Here is a 26,536-nt window from a genome sequence, read left to right as displayed (position 1 = left end):
GCCGACGTCGCGTGGCCGGCATGAGCGACGACAGCCTCGATGCGCGCCACCGCGCGCGCATGCAACGCAAGAAGGCCGTCGTCGATCAAAAGATCGAAGCGGCGCAGACCGAGCGCGGTGTCCTGCTGGTGCTGACCGGCAACGGCAAGGGCAAGAGCTCGTCGGCGTTCGGCATGGTCGCGCGTGCGCTCGGTCACGGCATGCGCGTCGGTGTCGTGCAGTACATCAAGGGTCGTTACGCGACCGGCGAGGAGCACTTCTTTCGCGGCATCGCCGGCGTGCGCTATCACGTGATGGGCGAGGGCTATACCTGGGAAACCCAGGATCGCGAGCGCGACATTCGCGCCGCGCGTGCGGCCTGGGATGTCACGCTGGAGATGCTGCGCGATCCCGGCTACGAGCTGGTCGTGCTCGACGAGCTGAACATCGCGCTCAAGCATCGCTATCTCGATGTCGACGAGGTCGTCGCGGCGCTGACCGCGCGCCCGCCGATGCAGCATGTCGTCGTCACCGGCCGCGCCGCGCCGCCGGCGCTGATCGAGGCGGCCGACACCGTGACCGAGATGATGGTCGTCAAACACGCCTTCCAGGCCGGCATCAAGGCGCAAAAGGGCGTCGAGCTGTGATGGCCGGCGCATCGTTGCCGGCCGACGCGGCATGAATCTGCTGCTGATGCTGCCGGCGCTGTTGCTCGACGCGGCGTTCGGCGAACCGCGCCGCGGCCATCCGCTGGTCGTGTTCGGCCGCGTCGCGAGCCGCGTCGAGGCGGTGTTCAACCGCGGCCGTGCGCAGCGTGCACGCGGGGTCGTGGCGCTGCTGTTGCTGGTCCTGCCGCCGCTGGCATTGTCCGCATGGCTCGTACGACAGGCCTGGCTGGGGCCGGTGTTCGCGACGCTGGCGCTTTACGTCTGTGTTGGCCATCGCAGCCTGAGCGAGCACGCGCGGCGTGTCGCCGAAGCCCTGCGCGCTGGTGAGCTGCCCCTGGCACGCTCGCGCGTCGGCGCCATCGTCAGCCGCGATACCGAGGACATGGACGCCACGCGCGTCGCGTCGGCCACCGTCGAGTCGGTGCTCGAAAACGGCAACGACGCCGTGTTCGGCGCGCTGTTCTGGTTCGCCGTCGCCGGGGCCACCGGCGTCATCGTCTACCGGCTGGTCAACACGCTCGACGCCATGTGGGGTTATCGCACCCCGCGCTTCGCCTACTTCGGCTGGGCGGCCGCGCGCCTCGACGACGGACTCAATTTCGTGCCTGCACGCTTGACGGCGCTGAGCTATGCGCTGCTCGGCGGTACGCGCAATGCGCTGCGCTGCTGGCGCGAGCAGGCGTCGCATTGTGAAAGCCCGAACGGCGGACCGGTGATGACCGCCGGTGCCGGCAGCCTCGGCCTTCGCCTCGGCGGTGGCGCCCGCTACTTCGGCGTGTGGAAGGACAAGCCGGCCTTCGGGCTCGGCGCCACGCCGCAGGTCGCCGATATCGATCGCGCGCTGGCGCTGGTGCGGATCAGCCTGTTCGGCTGGCTGCTGCTGGCGACGGTCGCGGGTCTGGTCATCGTCGGGTGGCGTCATGCTTGAGCATGGCGGCCGGCTGCAGGCGGCAGCGCGCCACTACGGCCGCGCGCCGGCGCAGTGGCTCGATCTGTCGACCGGCCTCAATCCGGCGCCGTGGCCGATTCCGCCGGCGCTCGCGGCGCAGGCGCTGCAAGCTTGCGCGCGCCTGCCCGAAGACGATGACGACCTGCGTGCCGCGGCGCGTGCGTACTACGGCGCCGAACTGCTGCCGGTCGCCGGCTCGCAGGCGGCGATTCAGTGTCTGCCGACGTTGCGTGCGCGCAGCCGCGTCGCGGTTCTGACGCCGGGCTATGCCGAGCCGGCGCATTGCTGGCGGCGTGCCGGGCATGTCGTCGAACCGCTCGCCGCCGCCGCGCTGCCGAGCGCCAATCACGACGTAGTGATCGTCGCGCAGCCGAACAATCCCGATGGCCGACGCTTCGAACGCGACGCGCTGCTGCGTTTGCATGCGCGTCTGCACGCGCGCGGCGGCTGGCTGATCGTCGACGAGGCCTTCATCGATGCGACACCGCAAGACAGTCTGGTCGACGCGGCGTCGACGCGCGACGGACTGATCGTGCTGCGCTCGTTCGGAAAATTCTTCGGCCTCGCCGGTGCGCGGGTCGGGTTCGTCGCGGCGGCGCCGGCCTTGCGCGCTGCGCTGGCCGATGCGCTCGGGCCCTGGCCGATCGCCGGGCCGTCACGCGTGATCGCCCGTGCGGCGCTGCGCGATCGTCGCTGGCAGCGCGCGGCGCGCGTGCAATTGCACGCGCAATCGCAAGGCCTTGCGGCGCGACTGCACGCGCAGATCGGTGCCGTGACGCGCGGCTGTGCGCTGTTTCAATGGTGGACCACGCCGCAGGCAGCGGCGCTGCATGACGCCTTGGCACAGCACGGCGTGCTGACGCGGCTGTATCGCGGCGATACCGCGGTGCCGATGCCAAGCTTGCGCATCGGCTTGCCGCCAGCCGATGCGTGGCCGCGTTTCGACAGCGCGCTGGCGGCGGCGACGCAGGCGGTCCGCTCCGAGAGAGCGGCATGAGCGGCAGAACGCTGATGGTGCAGGGCACGACGTCCGATGCCGGCAAGAGCACGCTGGTCGCCGGGCTATGCCGCGTGCTGCGCCGCCGCGGCGTCGCCGTGGCGCCCTTCAAGCCGCAGAACATGGCCTTGAACAGTGCGGTGACCGCCGACGGCGGCGAGATCGGCCGCGCGCAGGCCCTGCAGGCGCAGGCCGCCGGCATCGCACCGAGCACCGACATGAATCCCGTCCTGCTCAAGCCGAACAGCGATACCGGCGCGCAGGTCATCGTCCATGGTCGCGTGCTCGCCAACATGGATGCGCGCGGGTATCACGACTACAAGCGCATCGCGCGCACGGCGGTGCTCGAATCGCATGCGCGGCTCGTCGCGCAGTACACGGCGATCGTCGTCGAAGGTGCCGGTTCGCCGGCCGAAATCAATTTGCGCGATCACGACATCGCCAACATGGGCTTCGCCGAAGCGGTCGACTGTCCGGTGATCCTGATCGCCGACATCGATCGCGGCGGTGTATTCGCGCACCTGGTCGGCACCCTCGATCTGTTGTCCGACCGCGAGCAGCGACGCGTGCGCGGCTTCGTCATCAACCGCTTCCGCGGTGACCTCGCGCTGCTCGAACCGGGGCTGCGCTGGCTCGAACAGCGCACCGGTCGCCCCGTGCTCGGCGTGCTGCCCTATCTACATGGCCTGGACCTCGACGCCGAGGACGCGGTCGCGCGTCGCGACGCTTCTGCTGCCGACGCGCCGCTGCGGGTCATCGCGCCGCTGCTGCCGCACATCAGCAATCACACCGACTTCGACGTGCTGCGTGCACATCCGCAGATGGCGTTCGACTATGTCGCGATCGACGCGGTGCCGCCGCCGGCCGATCTGATCATCCTGCCCGGCTCGAAGGCGGTACGCCCCGATCTTGCCGCGCTGCGCGCGCATGGTTGGGATCGCCATCTGCAACGGCATCTGCGCTATGGCGGCCGCGTGCTGGGCATTTGCGGCGGATTGCAGATGCTCGGGCGGAGCATCGCCGATCCGCTTGGCATCGAAAGCGAAGCCGGCGTCAGCGATGGCTTCGGCCATCTCGACCTCGACACGACGCTGGCGGCCGACAAACAGCTGCGTAACGTCACCGGGCGCTTGATGCTGGATGGCGGCGTTGCGGTGAACGGCTATGAAATTCATGCCGGCGTCTGCAGCGGCGCCGCCATGCAACGACCACTGGTGCGTCTCGACGACGGACGCGCCGACGGTGCGATCGCTGACGATGGCCAGGTCGCGGGCAGCTATCTGCACGGACTGTTCGACACGCCGTCGGCATGTCGCGCCTTGCTCGCCTGGGCCGGCTTGGCGGAGGCGGTCGGCATCGATCGCGATGCGCTGCGCGAGCGCTCGCTCGAACGACTCGCCGACACGCTGGAAGCGCATCTCGATCTGCCGTCGGTGCTGGGGCTGCTGGGTGTCAGCACTGCGCCGGCGCCACAGGACGCGGTGCCGCCATGAGCGCGACGACGTTGATTCTGGGCGGCGTGCGTTCCGGCAAGAGCCGCTTCGCCGAGCAGCAGGCCATCGCTGCGCACGGCGATGCGGTGACTTACATCGCGACGGCGCGCGAGATGTCCGGCGACGCCGAGTTCGCGGCGCGCATCGCTGCGCATCGCACGCGCCGCCCTGCGGCTTGGCGCAGCGTCGAGGCGCCAGTCGCGCTGGCCACTGCGCTGCGCGTGCACGCCGACCACGGTCGCGCGTTGATCGTCGATTGCCTGACGCTGTGGCTGACCAATCTGCTGTGCGCCGACGACGAGACGCTGCTCGCGCGCGAGCGCGACGCGTTGCTGGCGACGCTGCCGCAGCTGCCGGGCACGGTGCTGCTGGTCGGCAACGAAACCGGGCTTGGCGTCGTCCCGCTCGGTGCGCTGACGCGGCGCTATGTCGACGAGGCCGGCGTACTGCATCAGCAACTGGCGGCGCTCAGTTCGCGTGTGATCTTCACCGTCGCCGGCCTGCCGATGGTCCTCAAGGGAGCGCTTTAGAGATGTCCACCCATGACACTGCCGCCGTCGATGGCCGCGAGACCGCCTGGCTGCACGATCCGATCGCCGTGCCCGATGCGCAGGTCGAGGCGAGTGCGCGCAAGCGCCAGTCGCAACTGACCAAGCCGCCCGGCTCGCTGGGCCGGCTCGAAGCGCTGGCGCAGCGCCTCGCCGGCCTGCAGCGTCGCGTGCTGCCGCGCGTCGATCGCGTGCAGATCAGTGTGTTCGCCGCCGATCACGGCATTGCCGATGAAGGCGTGTCGGCGTTTCCGCAAGCGGTCACCGCGCAAATGATCGCGAACTTCGCGCACGGCGGCGCCGCGATCAGCGTGATGGCGCAGACGCTGGGCGCGACGCTGGAAGTGATCGATCTCGGCACCGTCGTTGCCGGGCCGCCGCTGCCGGGCGTGCGTCACGAACGCATCGCCGCCGGTACCGCGAACTTTGCGCGCGCGCCGGCCATGACCGATGCGCAACTCGCGCAGGCCCTGCACCGCGGTCGCGCCGCGGCACTACGTGCCGCCGACGCCGGCGTCGAACTGTTCATCGGCGGCGACATGGGCATCGCCAATACCAGCAGCGCGACGGCGCTGGCCTGCGTCCTGCTTGGTTGCGCGGCGGCGACGCTGGCCGGGCCCGGCACCGGTCTCGATGCGGCTGGCGTGATGCGCAAGGCGGCGGTGATCGATGCGGCGCTGGCGCGCCACGCATTGGCGCCGGACGCGCCGCTCGACGCGCTGCGCAGCGTCGGTGGCTTCGAGATCGCGGCGCTGGCGGCCAGCTATGTCGCCTGTGCGCAGCGCGGCATCGCGGTGCTGGTCGATGGCTTCATCGCCAGTGCCGCGGCGTTGGCGGCGACGCGCCTGGCGCCGGGCTGCGACGCCTGGCTGTTCTACGCCCACCGCTCCGCCGAGCCGGGCCACCGTGTCCTGCTCGAAGCCTTGCAGGCCGAGCCGCTGCTCGATCTGGGCATGCGCCTCGGCGAAGGCAGCGGCGCGGCGGTTGCGGTGCCGCTGCTGCGCAGCGCCTGCGCGCTGCACGCGCAGATGGCGACGTTTGCCGAAGCCGGCGTTGCCGACCGCGCGTGAGCATGCGCGCCTGGTTTCTGCGTCACGGCGAAACGACGCGTCCGGGCTGCTATCTGGGCCGCACCGACGCGCCGTTGACGGTGGCCGGCATGGCGCAGATGCGCGCGGCGACGACGGCGATGCCCTGTGCGCGCATCGTCAGCTCGCCGTTGCGGCGCTGTGCGGATTTCGCACGTTCGCTGGCGGCCTTGCGTGCTTTGCCGTTGAGCTTCGACCCGCGCTTGCGCGAGCTCGACTTCGGCGCCTGGGATGGCGTGCCGGTGGCCGAGCTGCATGCACGCGAACCGCAGGCGCTCGGCGATTTCTGGCGCGATCCGGATGCCCATCCGCCGCCCGGCGGCGAAACCTTGACGGCGCTGCGCGAGCGCCTTGCGGCGGCGCTTCAGACGTTGGCAGGCGGTCGCGGCGACGTCCTGGTCGTGACTCACGGCGGGCCGCTGCGCATGCTGTTGTCATGGTGCGAGCCGCGAACGACGGCGCCGCTGAGCGCGCTGAGCGTTCCGCACGCAATGTGCGTGAGCACCGAGCTGACACACGCCGATGGCCGCGTGCAGCTGCGGCGTTACGGCGACGGCGGGATGCTCTGATGCCGGCCTGGCCGCTGCTGGTGGCGCTGCAGTTCCTGACCGTGCTGCCGCTGCGCCTGCCGCCGCCGTCGGCGACAGCCTTGGCGCGCTCGCTGTGCTGGTATCCGCTGGTCGGGGCCCTGCTCGGTGCCGTGCTATGGGCCTTGTCGATGATGCTCGGCGATGCCCCTGCGCCCTTGCGCGCGGCGCTGCTGTTGGCGGCCTGGGCCTTGATGACCGGCTTTCTGCATCTGGACGGACTCGCCGACTGTGCCGACGCGTGGATCGGCGGTCGCGGCGATCGTGAGCGCACGCTGGCGATCATGAAGGATCCGCGCGCCGGGCCGGCGGCTATCGTGACGCTGCTGCTGGTGGTGCTGCTGAAGTTCGCGGCGCTGCAAGCCGTCGCGCCCGCTGCGGCGCTGGTGGCGGTGCCGATGCTGGCGCGGGCCAGCGCGCCGGTCCTGTTCGCGACCACGCGTTACGTCCGGCCCGGCGGATTGGGCAGCGCGATGGCAAGCGCCCAATGCAGCTCGGCGTTTCTGGTCGCAGGACTGAGCGTTGCGCTGGCCTGCGCGATCGGGGCGGCAGCCGCGGCTGTGGCGGCGATCCTGGTGTTGGTCCTGGTGCGCACGGCGGCGCAGTCGCGGCTCGGCGGATTCACTGGCGATGTTGCCGGCGCGGCGATCGAAATCATCGAAGCGGCGGCGTTGCTGGCCCTGACCGTCTGAGCCGATCGCCGTGTGGCGGACACCACATCGCCGGCATGCTGCGGTTGGCGCCGGGCCGCCTGCGGTATAGTACCGGCACTCCGGAGGGGCGGACGGACAGGGGTGCGGGTCTTCGCGCTGGGGATGGAACGGCTACGACGCTGTGGCCGAGGCCGGTGCCAGTGGGATCGGGCTCTGTGGCAACCGCATGATGACGATACGAACCGGAGTCGCTTCGTAATGCAATTGGCGCGCTCATGAGCGACACACTGCTCGGCAAACGCGTATTGGTCGTCGAGGACGAGCCACTGATCGGCATGCTGCTCGAAGAGCTGCTGCGGATTTTCGGTGCGCAGATCGTCGGTCCGGCTACGCACCTCGATCAGGCGCTGCGCATGGCCCGCTTCGAGGGCGTCGACGCCGCGGTGCTCGATATCAACGTCGACGGCGAACTCAGCTATCCGGTCGCCGACGTGTTGCGCGAGCGCGGCGTGCCCTTCGTCTTCGCGACCGGCTACGGCCGCGGCACGCTGTCCGCGTCGTACGCCGAGACGACGCTCATCGAAAAGCCCTATCGCGCCGAGCAACTGCACGCGGCGCTCGAAAAGATTCTCTATCCGCCGCTGATCTGAGCCGGCAGCGGTCCGCCGCGGCTTCGCTGACGGCGGTTTCATGATCGGTGCCGGCCGTTTCGTTACCGTTGTCGTTTACCACCGGAAACGAAGCGATGCCCGTGACGCGTCTCCCTGCCTTGGCAGTGCTCGCGCTGTGCGCGCTGGGCAACACCGCGACGGCGCAGGCCGATGCGCAGGCCGGCCGGCAGCGCTTCGAACAGAATTGTGCGATCTGTCACAGCGCCGGCCGTGTCGCCGGCGGTGCGGTCGGGCCGGACCTGGGCGGCGTGGTCGGCCGGGCAGCGGCGGTCGTCGACGGCTATGGCTACACGCGCGCGCTACGCGACGCCGGCCTGACCTGGGACGCCGCCACACTCGATCGCTTTCTGGCCGCGCCGTCGAAGCTGGTGCCCGGGACGGCGATGCCGGTCGCAACGCCGGACGCAGCGCAGCGCGCCGATCTGATCGCCTTCCTCGCGACCACCCATGCGGCGACGTCGGCGGCAACCCCCGCGGCGGGCGCGGCTGCGCGCTCGACGGCGGGCGACTGGCGCCGCGACGCGCCCGGCCAGCACCATCAGCTTGATCTCGCCAGCTTGCCGGCGCCTTATGCGACGCCGTCATCGCGTAATCGTGCGCAGACGCTTGCCCAGCCGCGCGGGGCGTGGCCGAAAGTGCCTCCCGGCTTTGTGGTCAGCCTGTGGGCCGACGATCTGTCCGATCCGCGGCGCTTGCGTGTCGCGCCGAACGGCGATGTTTTCGTCGCCGAGACGACGGCCGGCCGCGTGCGGGTTTTGCGCGGCGCCGACGGCACCGATCACGCCGAACGGCGCGAGGTCTTCGTCGACGGACTCGACCGGCCGTTCGGCATCGCGTTCTACCCGGCGGGCAACGATCCGCACTGGATCTACATCGCCGAGAACAATCGCGTGCTGCGCTATCCGTACCGCAACGGCGATCTCGAGGTGCGCGGCAAGGCGCAGACCATCGTCGCCAAAATCGTCGAGACGACCGGCGGGCATACGACGCGCGATCTGCAGTTTTCAGCGGATGGCCGGCAGCTGTTCATCTCGGTCGGCTCCGGCTCGAACGTCGCCGAAGGCATGCCGGGCACACCGCGTGGCGGCCTGCTCGAATGGCAGCACCAGCACGGCCTCGGCGCCAGCTGGGGTGGTGAAACCGGCCGCGCCGACGTGCTGGTCACCGACCCGCTCGGCACATCCGCGCCGCGGGCGTATGCCACCGGCATCCGCAACTGTGTCGGCATGACCGTGCAGCCGGCGAACGGCGCGTTGTGGTGTGCAACCAACGAGCGCGACGGGCTCGGCGATGATCTGGTGCCGGACTATGTGACCCGTGTCGACGAAGGCGCGTTCTACGGCTGGCCCTGGTATTACTTCGGCGATCACGAAGACCCGCGCCACGCTGGCGCGCGTCCTGACCTGAAGGGCAAGGTCCGTGTTCCGGACGTGCCGTTGCAGGCGCACTCGGCAGCGCTGGGCATCGTGTTCTACGACGCCGATCGTGGCGTCGCGCAGTTTCCCGCGACCTACCGCGGCGACGCGTTCGTCGCGTTGCACGGCTCGTGGAATCGCAGCCTGCGCACCGGCTACAAGCTGGTGCGGGTGCCGATGCAGGACGGCCAGCCGCGCGGTGGTTACGAGGATTTCATGACCGGCTTCGTCCTCGACGACGACCGCGTCTGGGGGCGGCCGGTCGGTGTCGACATCGCCCACGATGGTGCCTTGCTGGTCAGCGACGATGTCGGCGAGCGGATCTGGCGCATCGCGCCGGTGACCCCGTGAGCGCGCGTGCGTCTGGCGGTCAGTATTCGACGCTGCGTATGATTCCGGACTGCGTTGCACGGTATGCGGCGCCCGGATCGGTGCAGATCGGCGTCAAGGACGACGGGGGAGCAGCTTCAACATGACGAATGCATCCTTGGGTGCCAAGCTGGGGCGGGGTGCGCATGCCGGTCCGCCGCTGCCGCCCGGCTCTTTTGCGGGCTTCCTGGTGGCGATCGTCGCCGTCGTGCTGATCGCGGTGTTCTCCTATCAGACGCTGCAGGTCCGCGCGCAGGCGTCGGCCGACGTCGATCGTGTCGGCGATGCGCTCGATGCGATGAAGCAATTGCTGTCGACGCTCACCGACGGCGAGACCGGCCAGCGCGGGTATCTGCTGACGCGCGATGAGCGCTACCTCGAGCCCTACATGCACGCGCGCGCCGAATGGCCGGCGCAGATCAAGCGCTTGCGTGAGCTGTTGCCGGACGCGCGTAGCAAGCAGCATGTCGACGCGGTCGAACAACTGATCACGGCCAAGTTCGACGAGCTTGCCGTGTCGATACAGGCGCAGCGCGACGGCGACACGGCCAAGGCCCTGGCGATCGTCAATACCGACCGCGGCAAGCTGTTGATGGACAGAATCCGCACCGAGCTCGACGCCCTGGAATCCGAGCAGCGCGCGGAGCTGGCGCAGTCGCAGAGTGCCTGGCGCCATGCCGTCGAGTTTTCGACGATGGTGCAGCTTGGCGGCGCGGGTGTCTTGATCGCCCTGATCCTCGTCGCCGGCATCGCCACCTCGCGCGACTACCGCGCACGCGAGCGTGCGGCTTGGGTACGCGCCGGTCAGGCCGGCATCAGCGCCAAGATGCAGGGCGAGCAGCGGCTCGATGTGCTCGGCCAAAACATCCTTGATTATCTAGCGCGCTTCATGGGCGCGCGAGCCGGGGCCATCTACATGCTCGACAGCGGCCACTATCGACGCTTCGCCGCGCATGCGCTGACGCCCGGTGCCGGCGACGAGCAGATCCGTTCCGGAGACAGCCTGCTCGGGCAGGCGGCCAAGAGCGGCGAGGCGATGCGCATCCGTGACGTGCCGGACGGTTACCTGACGGTGACGTCGGCGCTCGGTCGCAGCAAGGCGCGCGAGCTGCTGATCGGCCCGGCGCGCTTCGACGGCGATGTGCAGGCGGTCGTCGAGCTGGCGTTCTTCCGGCCGCTGCTGGACGTCGATCTGGAATTGTTCGAGCGCATTTCCGAGGCGGTCGGTGTCGCCGTGCGTGCGTCCAAGGACCGCACCCGCCTCGAGGCCCTGTTGGAGGAAACGCAGCGTCAGGCCGAGGAGTTGCAGGCGCAACAGGAAGAGCTGCGCGTCAGCAACGAAGAACTCGAAGAGCAGGGCCGCGTGCTGAAGGAATCGCAGGCGCAGCTCGAAGCGCAGCAGGCCGAGCTCGAACAGACCAACTCGCATCTCGAAGAACAGACGCAGCTGCTCGAACACCAGAAGGACGATCTGGGTCGAGCGCAGGACGTGCTGCGCGAAAAGGCGGACGAACTCGAGCGCGCGAATCAGTACAAGAGCGAGTTCCTGGCCAATATGAGCCACGAGCTGCGCACGCCGCTGAACTCGACGTTGATCCTGGCCAAGCTGCTGGCCGACAACAAGGACGGCAATCTCACCGAGCAGCAGGTCAAGTTCGCGCAGACCATCTCGTCGGCCGGCACCGATCTGCTGACGCTGATCAACGACATTCTCGACCTGTCGAAGATCGAGGCCGGACAGGTCGATGTGCAGATCGAGCCGGTGCCGGTGACCCCGGCGATCGAAAGCCTGATTCGCACGCTGGAGCCGATCGCCACGCAGAAGCAGCTCAGCCTCAGCCTCAGCGTCGAGCCCGGGGTGCCGGAGCGCGTCGAGACCGATGCGCAGCGCCTTGGCCAGATTCTCAAGAATCTGCTCGCCAATGCCTTGAAGTTCACTGCGCAGGGCAGCGTTTCGGTGCGGGTGTTCGCAGCCGACGACGGCATGGTGGCATTCGCGATTCGCGACACCGGCATCGGCATCGCCGAGAGCCAGCTCGACATCATCTTCGAAGCCTTCCGTCAGGCCGACGGCAGCACGCATCGTCGCTACGGCGGCACCGGCCTGGGGCTGTCGATCTCGCGCGATCTGGCGCGGCTGCTGGGCGGCGATATCGCCGTGCACAGCACGCCGGGCGAGGGCAGCGTCTTCACACTGCTGCTACCGGCGGTCTATCGCGGCGCGGCCGAGAGAATCGTGCCGACGACGGTGCCGATCACGCCGTCGCCGGATGTCCCGGCCGCTGAGATCGCGCCGGCACCGACGATACCGCGCGGCATCGTGCCGGCGATCCCGGTCGACGACGATCGCGAGCATTTGCGCAACGACGCGCGCACCATCCTGGTCATTGAGGACGATGTGCGCTTCGCGGAAATCCTGCGCGACCTCGCGCACGAGCTGGGCTTTCAATGCGTGGTGGCGCCCAGCGCCGGCGAGGGTCTGGCGGCCGCCGAACGCTACCGCCCCGATGCCATCGTGCTCGACATGAACCTGCCGGATCATTCCGGTCTCGGCGTGCTCGATCAGCTCAAGCGCAATCCGCAGACGCGGCACATCCCGGTGCACGTCGCGTCGGTGGCGGACTACACGCACGAAGCGCTCGAACGCGGCGCGATCGGCTATGCGTTGAAGCCGGTCAAGCGTGAGCAACTGGTGCAGGCGTTCGCGCGCCTCGAGGCAAAATTCCTGCAAAGCCTGCGACGCGTATTGGTGGTCGAGGACGACGAACGCCAGCGGCAGAGCATCGGCCAGCTGCTGGCCGGTGACGCCGTACAGATTGTTGCGGTGTCGAGCGCCCGCGAAGCACTGGCGCAGCTGCAGTCGACGACCTTCGACTGCATGGTGATGGATCTCAACCTGCCGGATCTGTCCGGCTACGAACTGCTCGATCGCATGGGTGAGCAGGGCGATCTGGCGTTCCCGCCGATCATCGTCTACACCGGCCGCTCGTTGTCGGCCGACGAGGAGCAACGCCTGCGGCGCTTCTCGAAGTCCATCATCATCAAGGACGCGCGCTCGCCCGAGCGTCTGCTCGACGAGGTCACGCTGTTCCTGCATCAGGTCGAGTCGGAGCTGCCACCGGAGCGCCAGCGCATGCTCAAGGCCGTGCGCGATCGCGAGACCACCCTCGAGGGACGCCGCGTGCTGGTCGTCGAGGACGATGTGCGGAATGTCTTCGCGCTGACCAGCGTGCTGGAGCCGAAGGGCGCCAGGATCGAGATCGCGCGCAACGGCCGCGAGGCGCTCGACGCGTTGGTGCAGCACGGTGTCGGCAAGGACGGCATCGACTTGGTGCTGATGGACATCATGATGCCGGAGATGGACGGCTTCACCGCGATGCGTGAGATCCGCCGGCGCAGCGAGTGGCGGCGCCTGCCGATCATCGCGCTGACCGCCAAGGCGATGAAGGACGATCAGGAGAAATGCCTGTCGGCCGGGGCCAATGACTACATCGCCAAGCCGCTCGATGTCGAGAAGTTGCTGTCGCTGATTCGCGTGTGGATGCCGAAATAGGGCCAGGCCATGTCGGACCGTGACTTCGATATCGAGCTGCGCCTGCTGATCGACGCGATCTATCTGAAGTACCACTACGACTTTCGTGGCTACGCCGGCGCGTCGATGAAGCGGCGCATGACCGCGGCGATGGTGCGTTTTGGCTGCCGCACGCTGTCGCAGCTGCAGGATCGCCTGCTGCACGAGCCGGGGGCGTTTCCGGCACTGCTCGATTTTCTGACGGTGCAGGTCAGCGATATGTTCCGCGACCCCGGCTATTTCCTCGCGCTACGGGAGAAAGTCGTGCCGCTGCTGCGCACCTACCCGTCGTTGAAGATCTGGGTGGCGGGCTGCAGCGCCGGCGAGGAGGTCTATTCGCTGGCGATCCTGCTGCGCGAAGAAGGTTTGCTGGATCGCTCGTTGATCTACGCCACCGACATCAATCCCGGCGCGCTGCAGCGCGCCGAAGCCGGCGTCTACGAAGTCGAGCGCATCGCCGGCTTCTCCGACAACCACAAACGCTCCGGCGCGCGTAGCTCGCTGTCCGACTACTACACCGCGCGCTACGGCCATGCGGTGTTCGACAAGTCGCTGCGGCGGCACATCGTGTTCTCCGATCACAGCCTGGCGACCGATAGCGTCTTCGCTGAAGTGCAGTTGGTGTCGTGCCGCAATGTACTGATCTATTTCAATCGCGAGCTGCAGGATCGCGCCGTTGACCTGTTTCGCGAATCGCTGTGCCGCAAGGGGTTTCTCGGCATCGGGGCCAAGGAGTCGCTGCGCTTCACGGCCAGCGCCGACGCGTTCGATGAGGTTGCGCGCGAAGATCGCATCTTCCAGAAGCGTGCCGCATGAGAACGGCCGGCGCGAGTGCGCGTATCGACGCGGTGGTGATCGGCGCTTCGGCCGGCGGGATCGAGGCGCTCTCGGTGCTGCTGCCGGTGCTGCTCCCCGGCTTTCGTGCGGCAGTGCTGGTCGTCGTGCATCTGCCGCGCGAGCGGCCCAGCCTGCTCGCCGACATCTTCACGCAGAAATGCGCGGTGCCGGTGATCGAGGCGGTCGACAAGGAGCCGGTGATGCCCGGCACGATTGCCTTCGCGCCACCCGACTATCACCTGTTGGTCGACGAGGGTCCGCAGCTGTCGCTGTCGGCCGATGCCTTGGTGAATTTCTCGCGTCCGTCGGTCGACGTCCTGTTCGAATCGGCAGCGGATGTTTATGGCACCCACCTGATGGGTATCATCCTGACTGGCGGCAACAGCGACGGTGCCGCCGGTCTCGAAGCGATCCGTCGCGTGGGGGGAATGGCCGTGGTCCAGCAGCCGGAGACGGCGCAGACATCGCTGATGCCTGCGTCAGCGTTGCAGCGGGTGCCCGATGCCCAGGCGCTGCCGCTCGACGGTATTGCCACCCTGTTGCGTACTTTGAATCCCGGAGACCGGCCGTGAACCCGCCGCTACCGCCGAAACCGCAATGGCACCGCGTGAAGTGCCTGCTCGTCGACGATCTCGACGAAAACCTGTTGGCGATGTCGGCGCTGCTGCGTAGCGAGGACGTCGAAGTGTTGCAGGCGCGCTCCGGCGCTGAAGCACTCGAGGTGCTGCTGCGCCATGACGTCGCGCTGGCGATGGTCGACGTGCAGATGCCGGACATGGACGGCTTCGAGCTTGCCGAGCTGATGCGCGGTAGCGAGCGCACGCGGCAGGTGCCGATCATCTTCGTCACCGCCGGTGCGCGCGACCAGCACCGCTTGTTCAAGGGCTACGAAACCGGCGCCGTCGACTTCCTCTACAAACCGGTCGATCCGTACATCCTGCGCAACAAGGCCGGCGTGTTCTTTCAGCTGTACCGGCAGAAGCAGCAGATCGCACAGGAGTTGCACGAGCGCACCGAGACGCTGCGCCTCAACGAAATGTTCATCGCCGTACTCGGCCATGACCTGCGCAATCCGCTCAATTCGGTGATGACGCTGACCACGCTGCTCGAACGCGTCACCGAAGAGGAGGCCGTGGTCCAGGCAGCGCAACGCATCCTCGGCAGCAGCCGGCGCATGCAGCGCATGATCGAGGACATGCTCGATCTGGCACGTGCGCGTCTCGCCGGCGGCATTCCGCTGCGCCGCGAGTCGGTCGATCTGGGGCCGCTGATGCGCCGTGTCGTGCAGGAACATCAGGCCATGTACCCGGGCCGGGCCATCGTCGAGTCGGCGGTCGGCGATCTGCACGGCGACTGGGATCCGGATCGCGTGGCGCAGATTGCCTCGAATCTGCTCGGCAACGCGCTGCAGCACGGCGACAGCAGCGGTGACGTCGAGTTGTCGCTCGACGGCACGCACGATGCCGAAGTGCGTCTTGTCGTCAGCAATGGTGGACGTATCAGCGACGATACGCTCGCGCATCTGTTCGATCCGTTCCGTGGCGGTCAGCGCCAACCCGGCCGTAACCAGGGCCTGGGCCTCGGGCTCTACATCGTCCATCAGATCGTGCGCGCACACGACGGTGAGGTCGATGTCGTCACCGGCAGCGAAGGGACCGCCTTCCACATCCGTCTGCCGCGTCGCGTGGTCGGCGTCATCAAGCTTTAAACGCCGAGCGAGGCTACCGCCGGCGGCCTCGCTCGAACGGGTGAGGTCGACTCACCAAGGCTGTCCCAGACTTGCGGCTCCCGACCACATGCACCGGCTCCGGCGCGAAGAATCGCGCGGAGTGAGTGCAACGCAGGAGCACGCATGGCCGAGGCCGAAAATCCCGTGCTGGTGGAGCGCCGCGGCGCCGTCTGCTGGATCACGTTGAACCGTGAAGCGCGTCGTAACGCGCTCAATGAAGGTGTCGTGCGCACCATCGATCAGGCGATCGACGCGGCGACGCGCGACGGCGAAACGCGCGCGATCGTCATCACCGGCGTCGGCGACAAGGCGTTCTGCGCCGGCGCCGATCTGGCCAAGGGCACGCAGGGCTTCGCGTTCGCCGTCGACTACGCGCGGCCGAAACACTACATCGTCGACCTGTTCAAGCGGCTGCAGGAATGCACGCTGCCGGTCATTGCACGCGTCAACGGTCATGTCATGGCCGGCGGCTTCGGCCTGCTCTGCGCCTGCGATCTGGCCGTTGCCGCCGACGACATCCGCATCGGCACCACCGAGGCCAGGATCGGCGTCACGCCGATGATGATCCTGCCGTACATGCTGCGTGTGCTGCCGGCGCGGCGACTGCAGGAAATGTGCATCACCGGCGAGCAGTTCAGCGCCGCCGAAGCGCTGGAGTGGGGCGTGCTCAACTACGTCGTGCCGCGCGCCGAACTCGACGCCAAGCTCGACTGGCTGCTGGCGCGCATCACCGACAAGAGCCCGACCGCGCTGCGGCTCGGCAAGCAGGCGTTCAACGCAATGCGCGACATGGGTCTGCGCGAGGCGCTGGAGTACGCGCAGGCGATGGTGCCGGTGATGTCGTCGACGCAGGACGCCAAGGAAGGCATGGCGGCGTTCCAGGAGAAGCGCAAGCCGGATTTCACCGGCAACTGAGTCCGTGATGCGTTTCCGAACCGTTCATGGCGAGTGCCGCGCAGCGGTGTATCGAGCCACGCCCCGACATCGGGATTCCGCATGAAAAAAGATGAAATCCGCATCGGCTGCGGCGCCGGCTTCTGGGGCGACACGGCCGAAGGCCCGAAGCAGCTCGTCGCGTCCGGCGAACTCGACTATCTGGTGCTCGACTACCTGGCCGAGATCACCATGTCGCTGCTCGCCAAGGCGCGCGCCAAGGACCCGAACGCCGGCTATGCGACGGACTTCCCGTCGGTGGTCGCGGCGCTCGCTCCTCAGCTGAAGGCGCAGGGCATCAAGGTCGTCACCAATGCCGGTGGCGTCAACCCGGCTGCCTGCAAGGCGGCGATCGCGGACAAGCTCAAAGCGCTGGGCATCGAGCTGAAGATTGCCATCGTCACCGGCGACGACCTGCTGCCGCGCGCTGCCGAATTCGCTGACGTGCCGGAGATGTTCAGCGGTGCGGCGATGCCGGCCAGGCTGTGGAGCATGAACGCCTACCTCGGTGCGTTTCCGATCGCCGAAGCGCTTGCGGGTGGTGCCGACATCGTGCTCACCGGCCGCTGCGTCGATTCGGCGCTGGTGCTCGGTCCGCTGATCCACGAATTCGGCTGGCGGGCCGACGATTACGACCGGCTCTCGGCCGGCAGTCTCGCCGGCCACATCATCGAATGCGGTGCGCAGGCCACCGGCGGCATCGTCACCGACTGGCAGACGATGGCCGACGACTGGGACCGTATGGGTTTTCCGATTGCGATCTGCCGCGCCGACGGCGGCGTCGCCATCACCAAACCGGCCGGTACAGGCGGGCGCGTGTCGCCGGCATCGGTGGCCGAACAGATCGTCTACGAGATCGGCGATCCGGGCGCGTATCTGCTGCCGGACGTCAGCTGCGACTGGCGCGACGTGACGTTGACGCCGGTCGCTGACGATCTCGTCGAGGTGCGCGGCGCCAAGGGCGCTGCACCGAGCGATCACTACAAGGTCTCCGCGACCTATCAGGACGGCTTCCGCACGACGGCGACGATGATGATCGGCGGCGTCGATGCGGTGGCCAAGGCGGAGGCCGTGGCCGCTGCGATCCTCAAGCGTACGCGGCGTCTGTTTGCCGAGCGTGGCCTGGCCGACTACACACGCAGCGATGTCGAGGTGCTCGGCAGCGAAGCCAACTGGGGCGCTCATGCGCGCCGTCGCGATACCCGCGAGGTGGTGCTGAAGATCGCCGTACAGCATGCCGACAAGGCGGCGCTCGAGATCTTCGGCCGCGAATTCATTCCGCCGGCGACGGCGATGGCGCAGGGCATTACCGGCTTTGCCGGCGGCCGGCCGACACCGACGCCGATGGTGCGGCTGTTCTCGTGTCTGGTGCCCAAATCGGCGGTGCGCATCGAAGTCGAGGGTCGTGAGTACGCGTTGCCGGCCGCGGCGATGGGCGCTCCGCTGTCGCCACCAGACACGACGGCCTCGGTGGTCGCGCAAGCGCTGGCGGGGCCGACGCGCGACGTACCGCTAATCGCGCTGGCCTACGGCCGCTCCGGTGACAAGGGCGATGCGGCGAACATCGGCGTGCTCGCGCGCAAGCCCGAATACGTCGAGATCCTGCGCGCGCAGCTGACGGCCGATGCGGTGAAGCGCTACTTCGCGCACTTCGTCGAAGGCGAGGTCGAGCGCTACGAGATGCCCGGCCTGCACGGTTTCAACTTCCTGATGCAGCGCGCACTCGGCGGCGGCGGCACCGCCAGCCTGCGCTACGACCCGCAGGGCAAGATGCTGGCGCAGGTCTTGATGGACTTCCCGCTGCAGGTGCCGACGGCACTGGAGGTTGCGGCGCCGTGAGTCGTGCCGTCGCCCGCGTGCCGGCAACGCGCATGACGCGCGACGAGCGCGTCGTGGCGATCCTCGCCGTCGCGCGCCAGCGCTTCAGCGAGCAGGGGTACGAGCAGACCGCCGTCGCCGAAATCGCGGCGCAGCTCGGCGTTGTCGAAGGCACGGTCTACAAGTATTTCGCGAGCAAGCGCGAGCTGCTGCTGAAGGTGCTGGCCGCGTGGTACGAGCAGATGTTCGGCGACTACGCGCGTGAGCTGGCGGCGATCGACGGTGCGCGGGCGCGCCTTCAGTTGTTGATCTGGCGCCACCTGCGCTCGATCCGCGACGAGCCCCTGCTGTGCCGGCTGATGTTCCGCGAGATCAACGGCGCCGGCGATTACCGCGGCAGTCCGTTGCATGCGATGAACCGCCGCTACACGCAATTCCTCGTCGACGTCATCGAAGCCGGACAAGCCAGCGGCGAATTTCGTCGCGATGTGTCCGCGCCGCTGCTGCGCGATCTGGTCTACGGCGCGATCGAACATCACAGCTGGCATTACATCCGTCGCGCCGGCATCCGCGGCGCGCGCCGCGTCACGCTCGACATCGACAGCGTCGCGACGCAGATCACGCAGATCGTCTGCGACGGCATCGCCGGGCACGAAGAACGTCTCGATGTGCGCCGCCTCAGCGAGCTGGCGGCGCGTCTCGACGCCCATCTGCAACAGGCTTCCCGCAGGAGAAACAGCGCATGAGCGCACCGATCATCCGAACCGCGGCCGATGCTGGCCGCTGGCCGTTCGACACCGTTCTCGTTGCCAACCGCGGCGAGATTGCCGTGCGCGTGCTGCGCACCGTACAGAAGCTTGGCCTCAAGGGCGCCGTCGTTTACCACGCCGCCGACCGCGGCACGGCCGCCGTGCAGATGGCCGACTGGGCGATCGAGATCACCGGTTCGACGCCGGTCGCGAGCTATCTCGACGGCGCGCAGATCATCGCCGCAGCAAAAAGCTGTGGGGCCGGTGCCATTCATCCCGGCTATGGCTTTCTGTCCGAGAACAAGGGCTTCTGCGAGGCGGTCGAGGCCGCCGGCATCCGCTTCATCGGCCCGACGCCGCAGCAGATCGACCTGATGGGCGACAAGGTACGGGCGCGCAACTTCGTCGAGCAGGCCGGCTTTCCGGTCGCGCCGAGCGCGATCGAGGACGACGATCCGGCCACCTTCGTCGAACGTTCGCGCGCGGTCGGCGCGCCGCTGTTGATCAAGCCCAGCGCCGGCGGCGGCGGCAAGGGCATGCGCATCGTTCGCGATCTGGCGCTGCTCGAAGCGGAAATCGAACGCGGTCGTTCGGAAGGTCAGCGCTATTTCGGCGATGGTCGTTTGTATTGCGAGCGCTACATCGAGAATCCGCGACACATCGAAGTGCAGGTGCTCGGCGACGGGCAGGGCAATGTCGTGCACGTCTTCGAGCGCGAATGCTCGGTGCAGCGTCGCTTCCAGAAGATCGTCGAGGAAACGCCGTCGCCGGCGCTGGACGCGGCGCTGCGCGAGAAGATCTGCGAGACCGCGGCCGGCATCGCCCGCTCGCTGGGCTATCGCAACGCCGGCACCGTCGAGTTCATCTTCGGCCAGGGGGGAGAATTTTTCTTCCTGGAGATGAATACGCGTCTGCAGGTCGAGCATCCGGTCACCGAGGAAATCACCGGCATCGACCTGGTCCACGAGCAACTGCGCGTCGCTGCCGGTGAAGCGCTCGGTTATACGCAGGACGCGGTGACGTCCAGCGGCCATGCGATCGAGCTGCGCATCTACGCCGAGGATGCGGCGCGCGGCTATACGCCGACCACCGGCCCGGTGCTGGTGCTGCAGCCGCCGCAGGGCGACGGCGTGCGCTGGGACAGCGGCATCCTGCAGGGCGGCGAGGTGACCTCGGCGTTCGACCCGATGATCGCCAAGCTGATCGTGCACGGCGCCGATCGCGATGCGGCGATCGCCAAGGCCGAGCGCGCGCTGCGCGACACCGTGCTGCTCGGCTGCAAGACCAATACCGCGTTCCTGCGCCGCCTGCTCGCGCATCCGGCGTTCGTCGCCGGCGATGTGCATACCGGCTTTCTCGATGCCAATCCTCAGATCGCCGCCGAGCCCGAGTTGCCGGAGTCGACGCTCGACGCGCTGCTCGGGGCCGCCGCCTTGTCGACGCGGCCGATGCGCGACATCGCCGACGCCGTACCGGACCTGCATGCCGCGATCGGCGGCTGGCTGAACTGAAACATGCGAGCGATGCGCTTCCCTGCCGTTCGCCCCGAGTGCCGCGCGCAGCGCGGTGTATCGAGGGGCTCGTCCCGAATGCCGCGTAGCCGTGTATCGAGGGGCCTGTCCCGAGTGCGGCATAGTCGTGTATCGAGGGAACGGTCGTTGACGATGCACTCGCTCCTGGGAGTCTGATCATGCAACACGCCTTCAAGCTCGGTGACGCCGAGTACAACGTTGCGCTGTCACGCAGCGACTCGGCCTACCGCCTGCATCGCGGCGACCACGCCGTCGATGTCGTCCTGTCGACCGCCGCCGACGGCCGCACGTTTCTGACGGTGGCCGGCCGCCGTGTCGAGGTCGTCGTCGCCACGCACGGCGACGACGTCTATGTCCACGTCGACGGCGAGGCTTATCAGTTGCGCTACCAGCATCCGCTCGACCGACTCGCGGCGCAGGCCGGCGGCAGTGCCGAAGACCGCATCACTGCGCCGATGCCGGGCAGTATCGTCGCGGTGATGGCCAAGGCCGGCGACGCCGTCACCAAGGGGCAGACGCTGCTGGTGATGGAGAGCATGAAGATGGAAACGACCATCGCCGCGCCACGCGATGGCGTCATCGCCGACGTCAGCTACGAAAAAGGCCAGACCTTCGACCGCGATGCGCTGTTGCTGAGTCTGGAGCCGCAGGCGTAGGGCGGACGCAGCCCGCCTTCCGCGACCGCAGTCGAACCATGAATCGCGACCGTCATCCATTTGAAAGTCGGCGCCAGGGACGGCGCCGGCGGGTACAGGACGTACAGAAATGAAAAGAATCGAATCGAAGCTCAACACCGCGTCGGCCGACTTCCAGGCCAATGCCGAGCACAACCGCCGGCTCGCCGCCGAATTCCGCGACAAGCAGGACAAGGTCCGCCACACGCGGCCGCAGCGCGACATCGACCGCCTGCGCCAGCAGAACAAACTCCTCGTGCGCGAGCGCCTGAAGCTGCTGCTCGATCCGGGTACGCCGTTTCTGGAGTTCTCGTCGCTGGCCGCCAACGAGCGCTATGACGGCGAGGTGCCGGGCGCGGCCTGTGTGACCGGCATCGGCATCGTTTCCGGCCGCGAGGTCGTCATCAATGCCGGCGATGCGTCGGTCAAGGGCGGCGCCTGGTATCCGCTGACGGTGAAGAAGACCGTGCGCGCGCTCGACATCGCCATCGAGAACCGCCTGCCGGTCGTGCATCTCTGCGATTCGGCCGGCGGCTTCCTGCCCGAGCAGGCCGAGCTGTTCGCCGACAAGTATTTCGCCGGCCGCATCTTCCGCAATCAATGCATGCTGTCGAAGATGGGCGTGCAGCAGGTCTCGGTGGTGCTCGGCCACTGCACGGCCGGCGGCGCCTACGTGCCGGGTCTTTCCGACTACAACGTCATTGTCCGCGGCACCGGCGCGATCTTTCTCGCCGGCCCGCCGCTGGTCAAGGCGGCGACCGGCGAGGACGTCTCGGTCGACGAACTCGGCGGCTGCGACATGCACACTTCGGTGTCCGGCACCGCCGACTATCCGGCCGGCAGCGAGGAAGAGGCGATCGCCATCGCGCGCGACATCGTCGCGCAGTTCAAGCGTCCGCAGAAAAGCCACATCGAATGGCAGCCGCCGGAAGCGCCGCACTACGATCCGTCCGAGCTGTACGGCGTGCTGCCGCGCGACATCAAGGCGCAGTTCGACATGCACGAGGTCATCGCCCGGCTGGTCGACGGCTCGCGCTTCCACGAATACCAGCCGAACTACGGCAAGACGCTGATCTGCGGCTATGCGCATCTGTGGGGCTACAAGGTCGGCATCCTCGCCAACAACGGCGTGCTGTTCAACGACAGCGCGCTCAAGGGCGCGCACTTCATCGAGCTGTGCAATCAGGGCCGCACGCCGATCGTTTTTTTGCAGAACATCACCGGCTTCATGGTCGGCCGCGAGTACGAGCGGCGCGGCATCACCAAGGACGGCGCCAAGATGATCATGGCCGTGTCCAACTGCGAGGTGCCGAAGTTCACGGTCATGTGCCACGGCTCGTTCGGCGCCGGCAACTACGGCATGAGCGGCCGCGCGTTCGACTCGCGCTTTCTGTTCAGTTGGCCACAGTCGCAGATCAGCGTGATGGGCGCCGAGCAGGCCGCGAACACGCTCGCCGACGTCAAGATCCGCCAGCTGCGCAAGCAGGGCAAGGAGCTGAGCCAGGCCGACATCGACGCCATCCGCGATCCGGTGCTCGGCGAGTTCAAGCGCAAGCAGAGCGCCTACTGGAGCACATCGGAAATCTGGGACGACGGCATCCTCGATCCGGTCGACACCCGCAACGCGCTCGGCATCTCGCTGTCCGCCGCGCTCAACACGCCGATCGGCGATCCGCGTTACGGGGTGTTCCGGATGTAGCCGGCAAGGCTTTACAAGGCGGGCAACGGCAGGCTCTTGTGAAGACTTCGCCGTCAAACTCTTTACAAGGCGGCAATATCGTCGCTCATGTAAAGAGAGGGAGGGCCACAGTGGAGGCAGGCCGACAGGGTCGCTATGTCACCCGCTAAGTGGCCGACGCGTCATATCGGTCCTTTGTGTCCCTGCGCAGCCGCCGTTCGTCTTCAATGGAGAGCTGACCGGACTGCTGGAAGAGGCCGATCTCCCGGAGTATTACGACCTCCTGAGTTACGTCCGTACGCCCGGCGACTGGGCGGGCTGGCTCGCCGCGCTGACGCCAGCGCCAGGCTCGGGGCCGGGTGGAGCGGATCGAACGCCCGAGCACGCGCGCTTTTTAACGGACAGGGGCGGACCGCATAAGGTCCAGCGCGATAGAGCGCGTTTATACTCGCCACATCCCGAGCGAACGCACGAGTTTCTACTCCTCCGATGTCCACCGAGACCACCTATCAGCAAGCACAGGCTCCTCGGCCTCTTTTCGTCAAGGAGCAGGACATCGAGGCGGCCCTGGTCGAGAAGCTCCGAGACCTGAAATACACGGACCGCTCCGACATCCGTGACCGCGCTGGCCTGGAGGCCAATTTCCGTCAGAAATTCGAAGCCCTCAACCGCGTCCGCCTCACCGATTCGGAATTCCAGCGCCTGCTCGAAGAGTTGACGATCCCGGACGTCTTCACCGCCGCCCGCGTCCTGCGCGAGAAGAACGACTTCTCCCGCGACGACGGCACCCCGCTGAGCTACACCCTCGTCAACATCAAGGACTGGTGCAAGAACGACTTCGAGGTCGTCCATCAGCTGCGCATCAACACCGACTACAGCCACCACCGCTACGACGTGCTGCTGCTGATCAATGGCATGCCGGTGGTGCAGATCGAACTCAAGACCCTGAGCGTCAACCCGCGCCGGGCCATGGAGCAGATCGTCGAGTACAAGAACGATCCGGGCAACGGCTACACCCGTACGCTGCTGTGCTTCGTGCAGCTGTTCGTCGTCAGCAACCGCACGGACACCATCTACTTCGCCAACAACAACGCCCGGCATTTCAGCTTCAATGCAGACGAGCGCTTTTTGCCCGTCTACCGCTGGGCAGACCGCGACAACAAGCCCGTCAGCCACCTCGACGACTTCGCCGACTGCTTCCTGCAGAAGTGCGAGCTGGGCCGCATGATCAGCCGCTACATGGTGCTGATCCAGAGCGAGCAAAAGCTGCTGATGATGCGGCCGTACCAGATCTATGCCGTGCAGGCCATCGTCGACTGCATCGAACAGAACAACGGCAATGGCTACATCTGGCACACCACCGGCAGCGGCAAAACGCTCACGTCCTTCAAGGCTTCCACCCTGCTCAAGGAGAACGAACAGATCGACAAATGTCTGTTCGTCGTGGACCGCAAGGACTTGGACCGGCAGACGCGTGAGGAATTCAACAAGTTTCAGGAAGGCTGCGTCGAGGAGAACACCAACACCGCAACGCTGGTCCGCCGCCTGCTGTCCGATGAGAAGGCCGACAAGGTTATCGTCACCACCATCCAGAAGCTCGGCCTGGCGCTGGACGAAGACAGCAAGCGCAACCAGCAGCGCGCCAGCCAGAACAAGCGGACCTACAAGGAACTGCTCGCGCCGCTCGCCGATAAGCGCATCGTCTTCATTTTCGACGAATGCCACCGCTCGCAATTCGGCGAGAACCATCAGGCCATCAGGGATTTCTTCCCCAAGGCCCAACTGTTCGGCTTCACCGGCACGCCGATCTTCGACGCCAACGCCTCACGCCAGCAGATCACGGGCGACCAGGCTTCACTACGCACCACCGAAGATCTGTTCCAGCGCGAGCTGCACGCCTACACCATCACCCACGCCATCGAGGACAAGAACGTCCTGCGCTTCCACGTGGACTATTTTCTGGGAACGCCGGCGTCCTCGCCGGCATCTTCGACACCGAAGCCGACGGGGACGTCGGCGCTCCCGGCAAGCATTGCCAAGCGCGCCATCGTCGACGCCATTCTGGACAAGCACGACGCCGCCACCAGCCAGCGTCGCTTCAATGCCCTCTTCGCCACCGCGTCGATCAACGACGCCATCGAGTACTACAGCCTGTTCGACACGGTCCAGGCCGAGCACAAGGCCGCAGACCCCGCCTTCGTGCCGCTGAAGATCGCCTGCGTGTTCTCCCCGCCGGCAGAAGGCAATGCGGATGTCAGGCAGATTCAGGAAGACCTGCCGCAGGAGAAGGCGGACAATGAAGTCGAGCCGGACATAAAGAAGGGCGCGCTCAAGAACATCATCGCCGACTACAACGCTCGCTATGGCAGTAACCATAAACTCGGCGAGTTCGATCTCTATTACCAGGACGTGCAGAAGCGCATCAAGGACCAGCAGTTCCCCAATGCCGATCTGCCACGCAAGGGCGAAGAGAAGATCGACATCACCATCGTCGTGGACATGCTGCTCACCGGCTTCGACTCCAAGTACCTCAACACCCTGTACGTGGACAAGAACCTCAAGCACCACGGCCTCATCCAGGCGTTTTCGCGTACCAATCGCGTGCTCAACGCCACCAAGCCGCACGGCCAGATTCTGGACTTCCGCGCGCAACAAAAATCAGTCGACGACGCCATCACCCTGTTCTCTGGAGTGAAGAGCGACAACAAGGCACGGGAAATCTGGCTGGTCGACCCCGCGCCCACCGTGGTGGACAAGCTGAAGGAAGCGCTCGCCAAACTCGGCACGTTCATGGAATCGCAGGACCTGCCGCCCAAGCCGGAGAGCGTGCCCGCCCTCAAGGGCGACGACGCCCGCGCGATGTTCATCGAGCGCTTCCGCGAGGTGCAGCGTCTCAAGACCCAGCTCGACCAGTACACCGACCTCAAGCCCGAGCTGAAGACGGAAGTCGACAAGCTCCTGCCGCGCGACGACCTCAACGCCTACCGCGGCGCCTACCTCGCCACCGCGCAAGACCTCAAGGAGCGCCAGGGCAAGAGCGGCGCCCCCGCCGGCAACTCGGCCATCATCGACCAACTCGACTTCGAGTTCGTGCTGTTCGCCTCCGCCGTCATCGACTACGACTACATCATGAAGCTGCTGGCAAACTTCTCCTCGAAGATGCCGGGCAAGCAGACGATGAACACCGACCAGATCATCGGCCTGATTGCTGCCAACGCCAACATGATGGACGAGCGCGAACTGATGGCTGACTACGTGCGCTGCCTCAGCAGAGGCACGGGCCTCTCCGAGAAGGAAATCCGCGACGGCTACCAGCGCTTCAAGACGCAGCGCCTCAGTGCTGAGCTGGCCGACATTGCGGAACAGCACGGCCTCGCACCCGAGCGGTTGCAGGCGTTCACCGATGCCATCCTGCAGCGCATGGTCTTCGACGGCGAACAGCTCACCGAGCTGATGGCGCCGCTGGGTCTCGGCTGGCGCGAGCGGCGCGTGAAGGAACTGGCGCTGATGGATGCGCTGGTGCCGGTGCTGAAGAAGCGGGCGGCGGGGCGGGAGATTTCGGGCTTGAGTGCCTACGAATCATGAAGCCCCTGGGAGC

The 26,536-nt window shown here is 67.2% G+C and carries 21 protein-coding genes; all 21 read left to right on the top strand.

Annotated elements, in window-relative coordinates; genetic code table 11:
• The first annotated feature begins 20 nt into the window (after positions 1 to 20).
• The 21 genes from cobO (at position 21) to G7Y82_RS01585 (ending at position 26,523) form a co-directional block, all read left to right on the top strand.
• Entirely contained in the window at positions 21 to 626 is a 606-nt protein-coding gene (gene cobO, locus G7Y82_RS01685; RefSeq protein ID WP_168146255.1) for a cob(I)yrinic acid a,c-diamide adenosyltransferase, read from the top strand.
• Positions 627 to 657: 31 nt separating this feature from the next.
• Entirely contained in the window at positions 658 to 1,575 is a 918-nt protein-coding gene (gene cbiB / locus G7Y82_RS01680; protein ID WP_168146254.1) for an adenosylcobinamide-phosphate synthase CbiB, read from the top strand.
• On the top strand, positions 1,568 to 2,593 hold the full coding sequence (gene cobD / locus G7Y82_RS01675; RefSeq protein WP_168146253.1) for a threonine-phosphate decarboxylase CobD: 1,026 nt from the start codon (positions 1,568 to 1,570) through the stop codon (positions 2,591 to 2,593). Before cbiB ends, cobD begins: the two co-directional genes overlap by 8 nt.
• Positions 2,590 to 4,086 carry a cobyric acid synthase gene (locus G7Y82_RS01670; protein WP_168146252.1) on the top strand — a complete coding sequence of 499 codons (1,497 nt, stop codon included), beginning with the start codon at positions 2,590 to 2,592 and terminating at the stop codon, positions 4,084 to 4,086. Before cobD ends, G7Y82_RS01670 begins: the two co-directional genes overlap by 4 nt.
• Complete coding sequence (gene cobU, locus G7Y82_RS01665) at positions 4,083 to 4,616, top strand: bifunctional adenosylcobinamide kinase/adenosylcobinamide-phosphate guanylyltransferase (protein WP_168146251.1); 534 nt, start codon at positions 4,083 to 4,085, stop codon at positions 4,614 to 4,616. The genes G7Y82_RS01670 and cobU overlap by 4 nt, the downstream gene beginning before the upstream one ends.
• A 2-nt stretch (positions 4,617 to 4,618) precedes the next feature.
• Positions 4,619 to 5,704, top strand: a complete 1,086-nt coding sequence (gene cobT / locus G7Y82_RS01660; RefSeq protein WP_168146250.1) for a nicotinate-nucleotide--dimethylbenzimidazole phosphoribosyltransferase — start codon at positions 4,619 to 4,621, stop codon at positions 5,702 to 5,704.
• 2 nt (positions 5,705 to 5,706) lie between these two features.
• Positions 5,707 to 6,291, top strand: coding sequence for a histidine phosphatase family protein (locus G7Y82_RS01655; protein WP_168146249.1), 585 nt, complete (start codon positions 5,707 to 5,709; stop codon positions 6,289 to 6,291).
• On the top strand, positions 6,288 to 7,001 hold the full coding sequence (locus G7Y82_RS01650) for an adenosylcobinamide-GDP ribazoletransferase (RefSeq protein ID WP_168146562.1): 714 nt from the start codon (positions 6,288 to 6,290) through the stop codon (positions 6,999 to 7,001). The genes G7Y82_RS01655 and G7Y82_RS01650 overlap by 4 nt, the downstream gene beginning before the upstream one ends.
• A gap of 236 nt (positions 7,002 to 7,237) precedes the next feature.
• Positions 7,238 to 7,612: a response regulator gene (locus G7Y82_RS01645; protein WP_168146248.1), complete on the top strand. Its 375-nt coding sequence runs from the start codon at positions 7,238 to 7,240 to the stop codon at positions 7,610 to 7,612.
• 95 nt (positions 7,613 to 7,707) lie between these two features.
• Positions 7,708 to 9,399: a PQQ-dependent sugar dehydrogenase gene (locus G7Y82_RS01640; protein WP_168146247.1), complete on the top strand. Its 1,692-nt coding sequence runs from the start codon at positions 7,708 to 7,710 to the stop codon at positions 9,397 to 9,399.
• A 121-nt stretch (positions 9,400 to 9,520) separates the two neighbouring features.
• Positions 9,521 to 12,970: a response regulator gene (locus tag G7Y82_RS01635; protein ID WP_168146246.1), complete on the top strand. Its 3,450-nt coding sequence runs from the start codon at positions 9,521 to 9,523 to the stop codon at positions 12,968 to 12,970.
• 9 nt (positions 12,971 to 12,979) lie between these two features.
• Positions 12,980 to 13,804 carry a CheR family methyltransferase gene (locus tag G7Y82_RS01630; RefSeq protein WP_168146245.1) on the top strand — a complete coding sequence of 275 codons (825 nt, stop codon included), beginning with the start codon at positions 12,980 to 12,982 and terminating at the stop codon, positions 13,802 to 13,804.
• Positions 13,801 to 14,397, top strand: coding sequence for a chemotaxis protein CheB (locus tag G7Y82_RS01625; protein WP_168146244.1), 597 nt, complete (start codon positions 13,801 to 13,803; stop codon positions 14,395 to 14,397). Before G7Y82_RS01630 ends, G7Y82_RS01625 begins: the two co-directional genes overlap by 4 nt.
• Positions 14,394 to 15,533, top strand: a complete 1,140-nt coding sequence (locus G7Y82_RS01620; RefSeq protein WP_206370213.1) for a hybrid sensor histidine kinase/response regulator — start codon at positions 14,394 to 14,396, stop codon at positions 15,531 to 15,533. Before G7Y82_RS01625 ends, G7Y82_RS01620 begins: the two co-directional genes overlap by 4 nt.
• A 144-nt stretch (positions 15,534 to 15,677) precedes the next feature.
• On the top strand, positions 15,678 to 16,469 hold the full coding sequence (locus G7Y82_RS01615; RefSeq protein WP_168146243.1) for an enoyl-CoA hydratase-related protein: 792 nt from the start codon (positions 15,678 to 15,680) through the stop codon (positions 16,467 to 16,469).
• Between the two features lie 81 nt (positions 16,470 to 16,550).
• Complete coding sequence (locus tag G7Y82_RS01610; RefSeq protein WP_168146242.1) at positions 16,551 to 18,326, top strand: acyclic terpene utilization AtuA family protein; 1,776 nt, start codon at positions 16,551 to 16,553, stop codon at positions 18,324 to 18,326.
• Positions 18,323 to 19,051, top strand: a complete 729-nt coding sequence (locus G7Y82_RS01605; protein ID WP_168146241.1) for a TetR/AcrR family transcriptional regulator — start codon at positions 18,323 to 18,325, stop codon at positions 19,049 to 19,051. The genes G7Y82_RS01610 and G7Y82_RS01605 overlap by 4 nt, the downstream gene beginning before the upstream one ends.
• Positions 19,048 to 20,565, top strand: coding sequence for an acetyl-CoA carboxylase biotin carboxylase subunit (locus G7Y82_RS01600; protein WP_168146240.1), 1,518 nt, complete (start codon positions 19,048 to 19,050; stop codon positions 20,563 to 20,565). Before G7Y82_RS01605 ends, G7Y82_RS01600 begins: the two co-directional genes overlap by 4 nt.
• A 179-nt stretch (positions 20,566 to 20,744) precedes the next feature.
• The gene (locus tag G7Y82_RS01595) at positions 20,745 to 21,242 is read left to right on the top strand and encodes an acyl-CoA carboxylase biotin carboxyl carrier protein subunit (protein ID WP_168146239.1); all 498 of its coding nucleotides are present in this window, start codon (positions 20,745 to 20,747) and stop codon (positions 21,240 to 21,242) included.
• A 109-nt stretch (positions 21,243 to 21,351) separates the two neighbouring features.
• Positions 21,352 to 22,959, top strand: coding sequence for an acyl-CoA carboxylase subunit beta (locus G7Y82_RS01590; protein WP_168146238.1), 1,608 nt, complete (start codon positions 21,352 to 21,354; stop codon positions 22,957 to 22,959).
• A gap of 468 nt (positions 22,960 to 23,427) precedes the next feature.
• The gene (locus tag G7Y82_RS01585) at positions 23,428 to 26,523 is read left to right on the top strand and encodes a type I restriction endonuclease subunit R (protein WP_168146237.1); all 3,096 of its coding nucleotides are present in this window, start codon (positions 23,428 to 23,430) and stop codon (positions 26,521 to 26,523) included.
• Positions 26,524 to 26,536 lie beyond the last annotated feature (13 nt).

The sequence above is a fragment of the Solimonas marina genome (assembly GCF_012241385.1).
GTDB lineage: Bacteria > Pseudomonadota > Gammaproteobacteria > Nevskiales > Nevskiaceae > Solimonas > Solimonas marina.
This window is presented reverse-complemented; position numbering and strand designations above follow the sequence as displayed.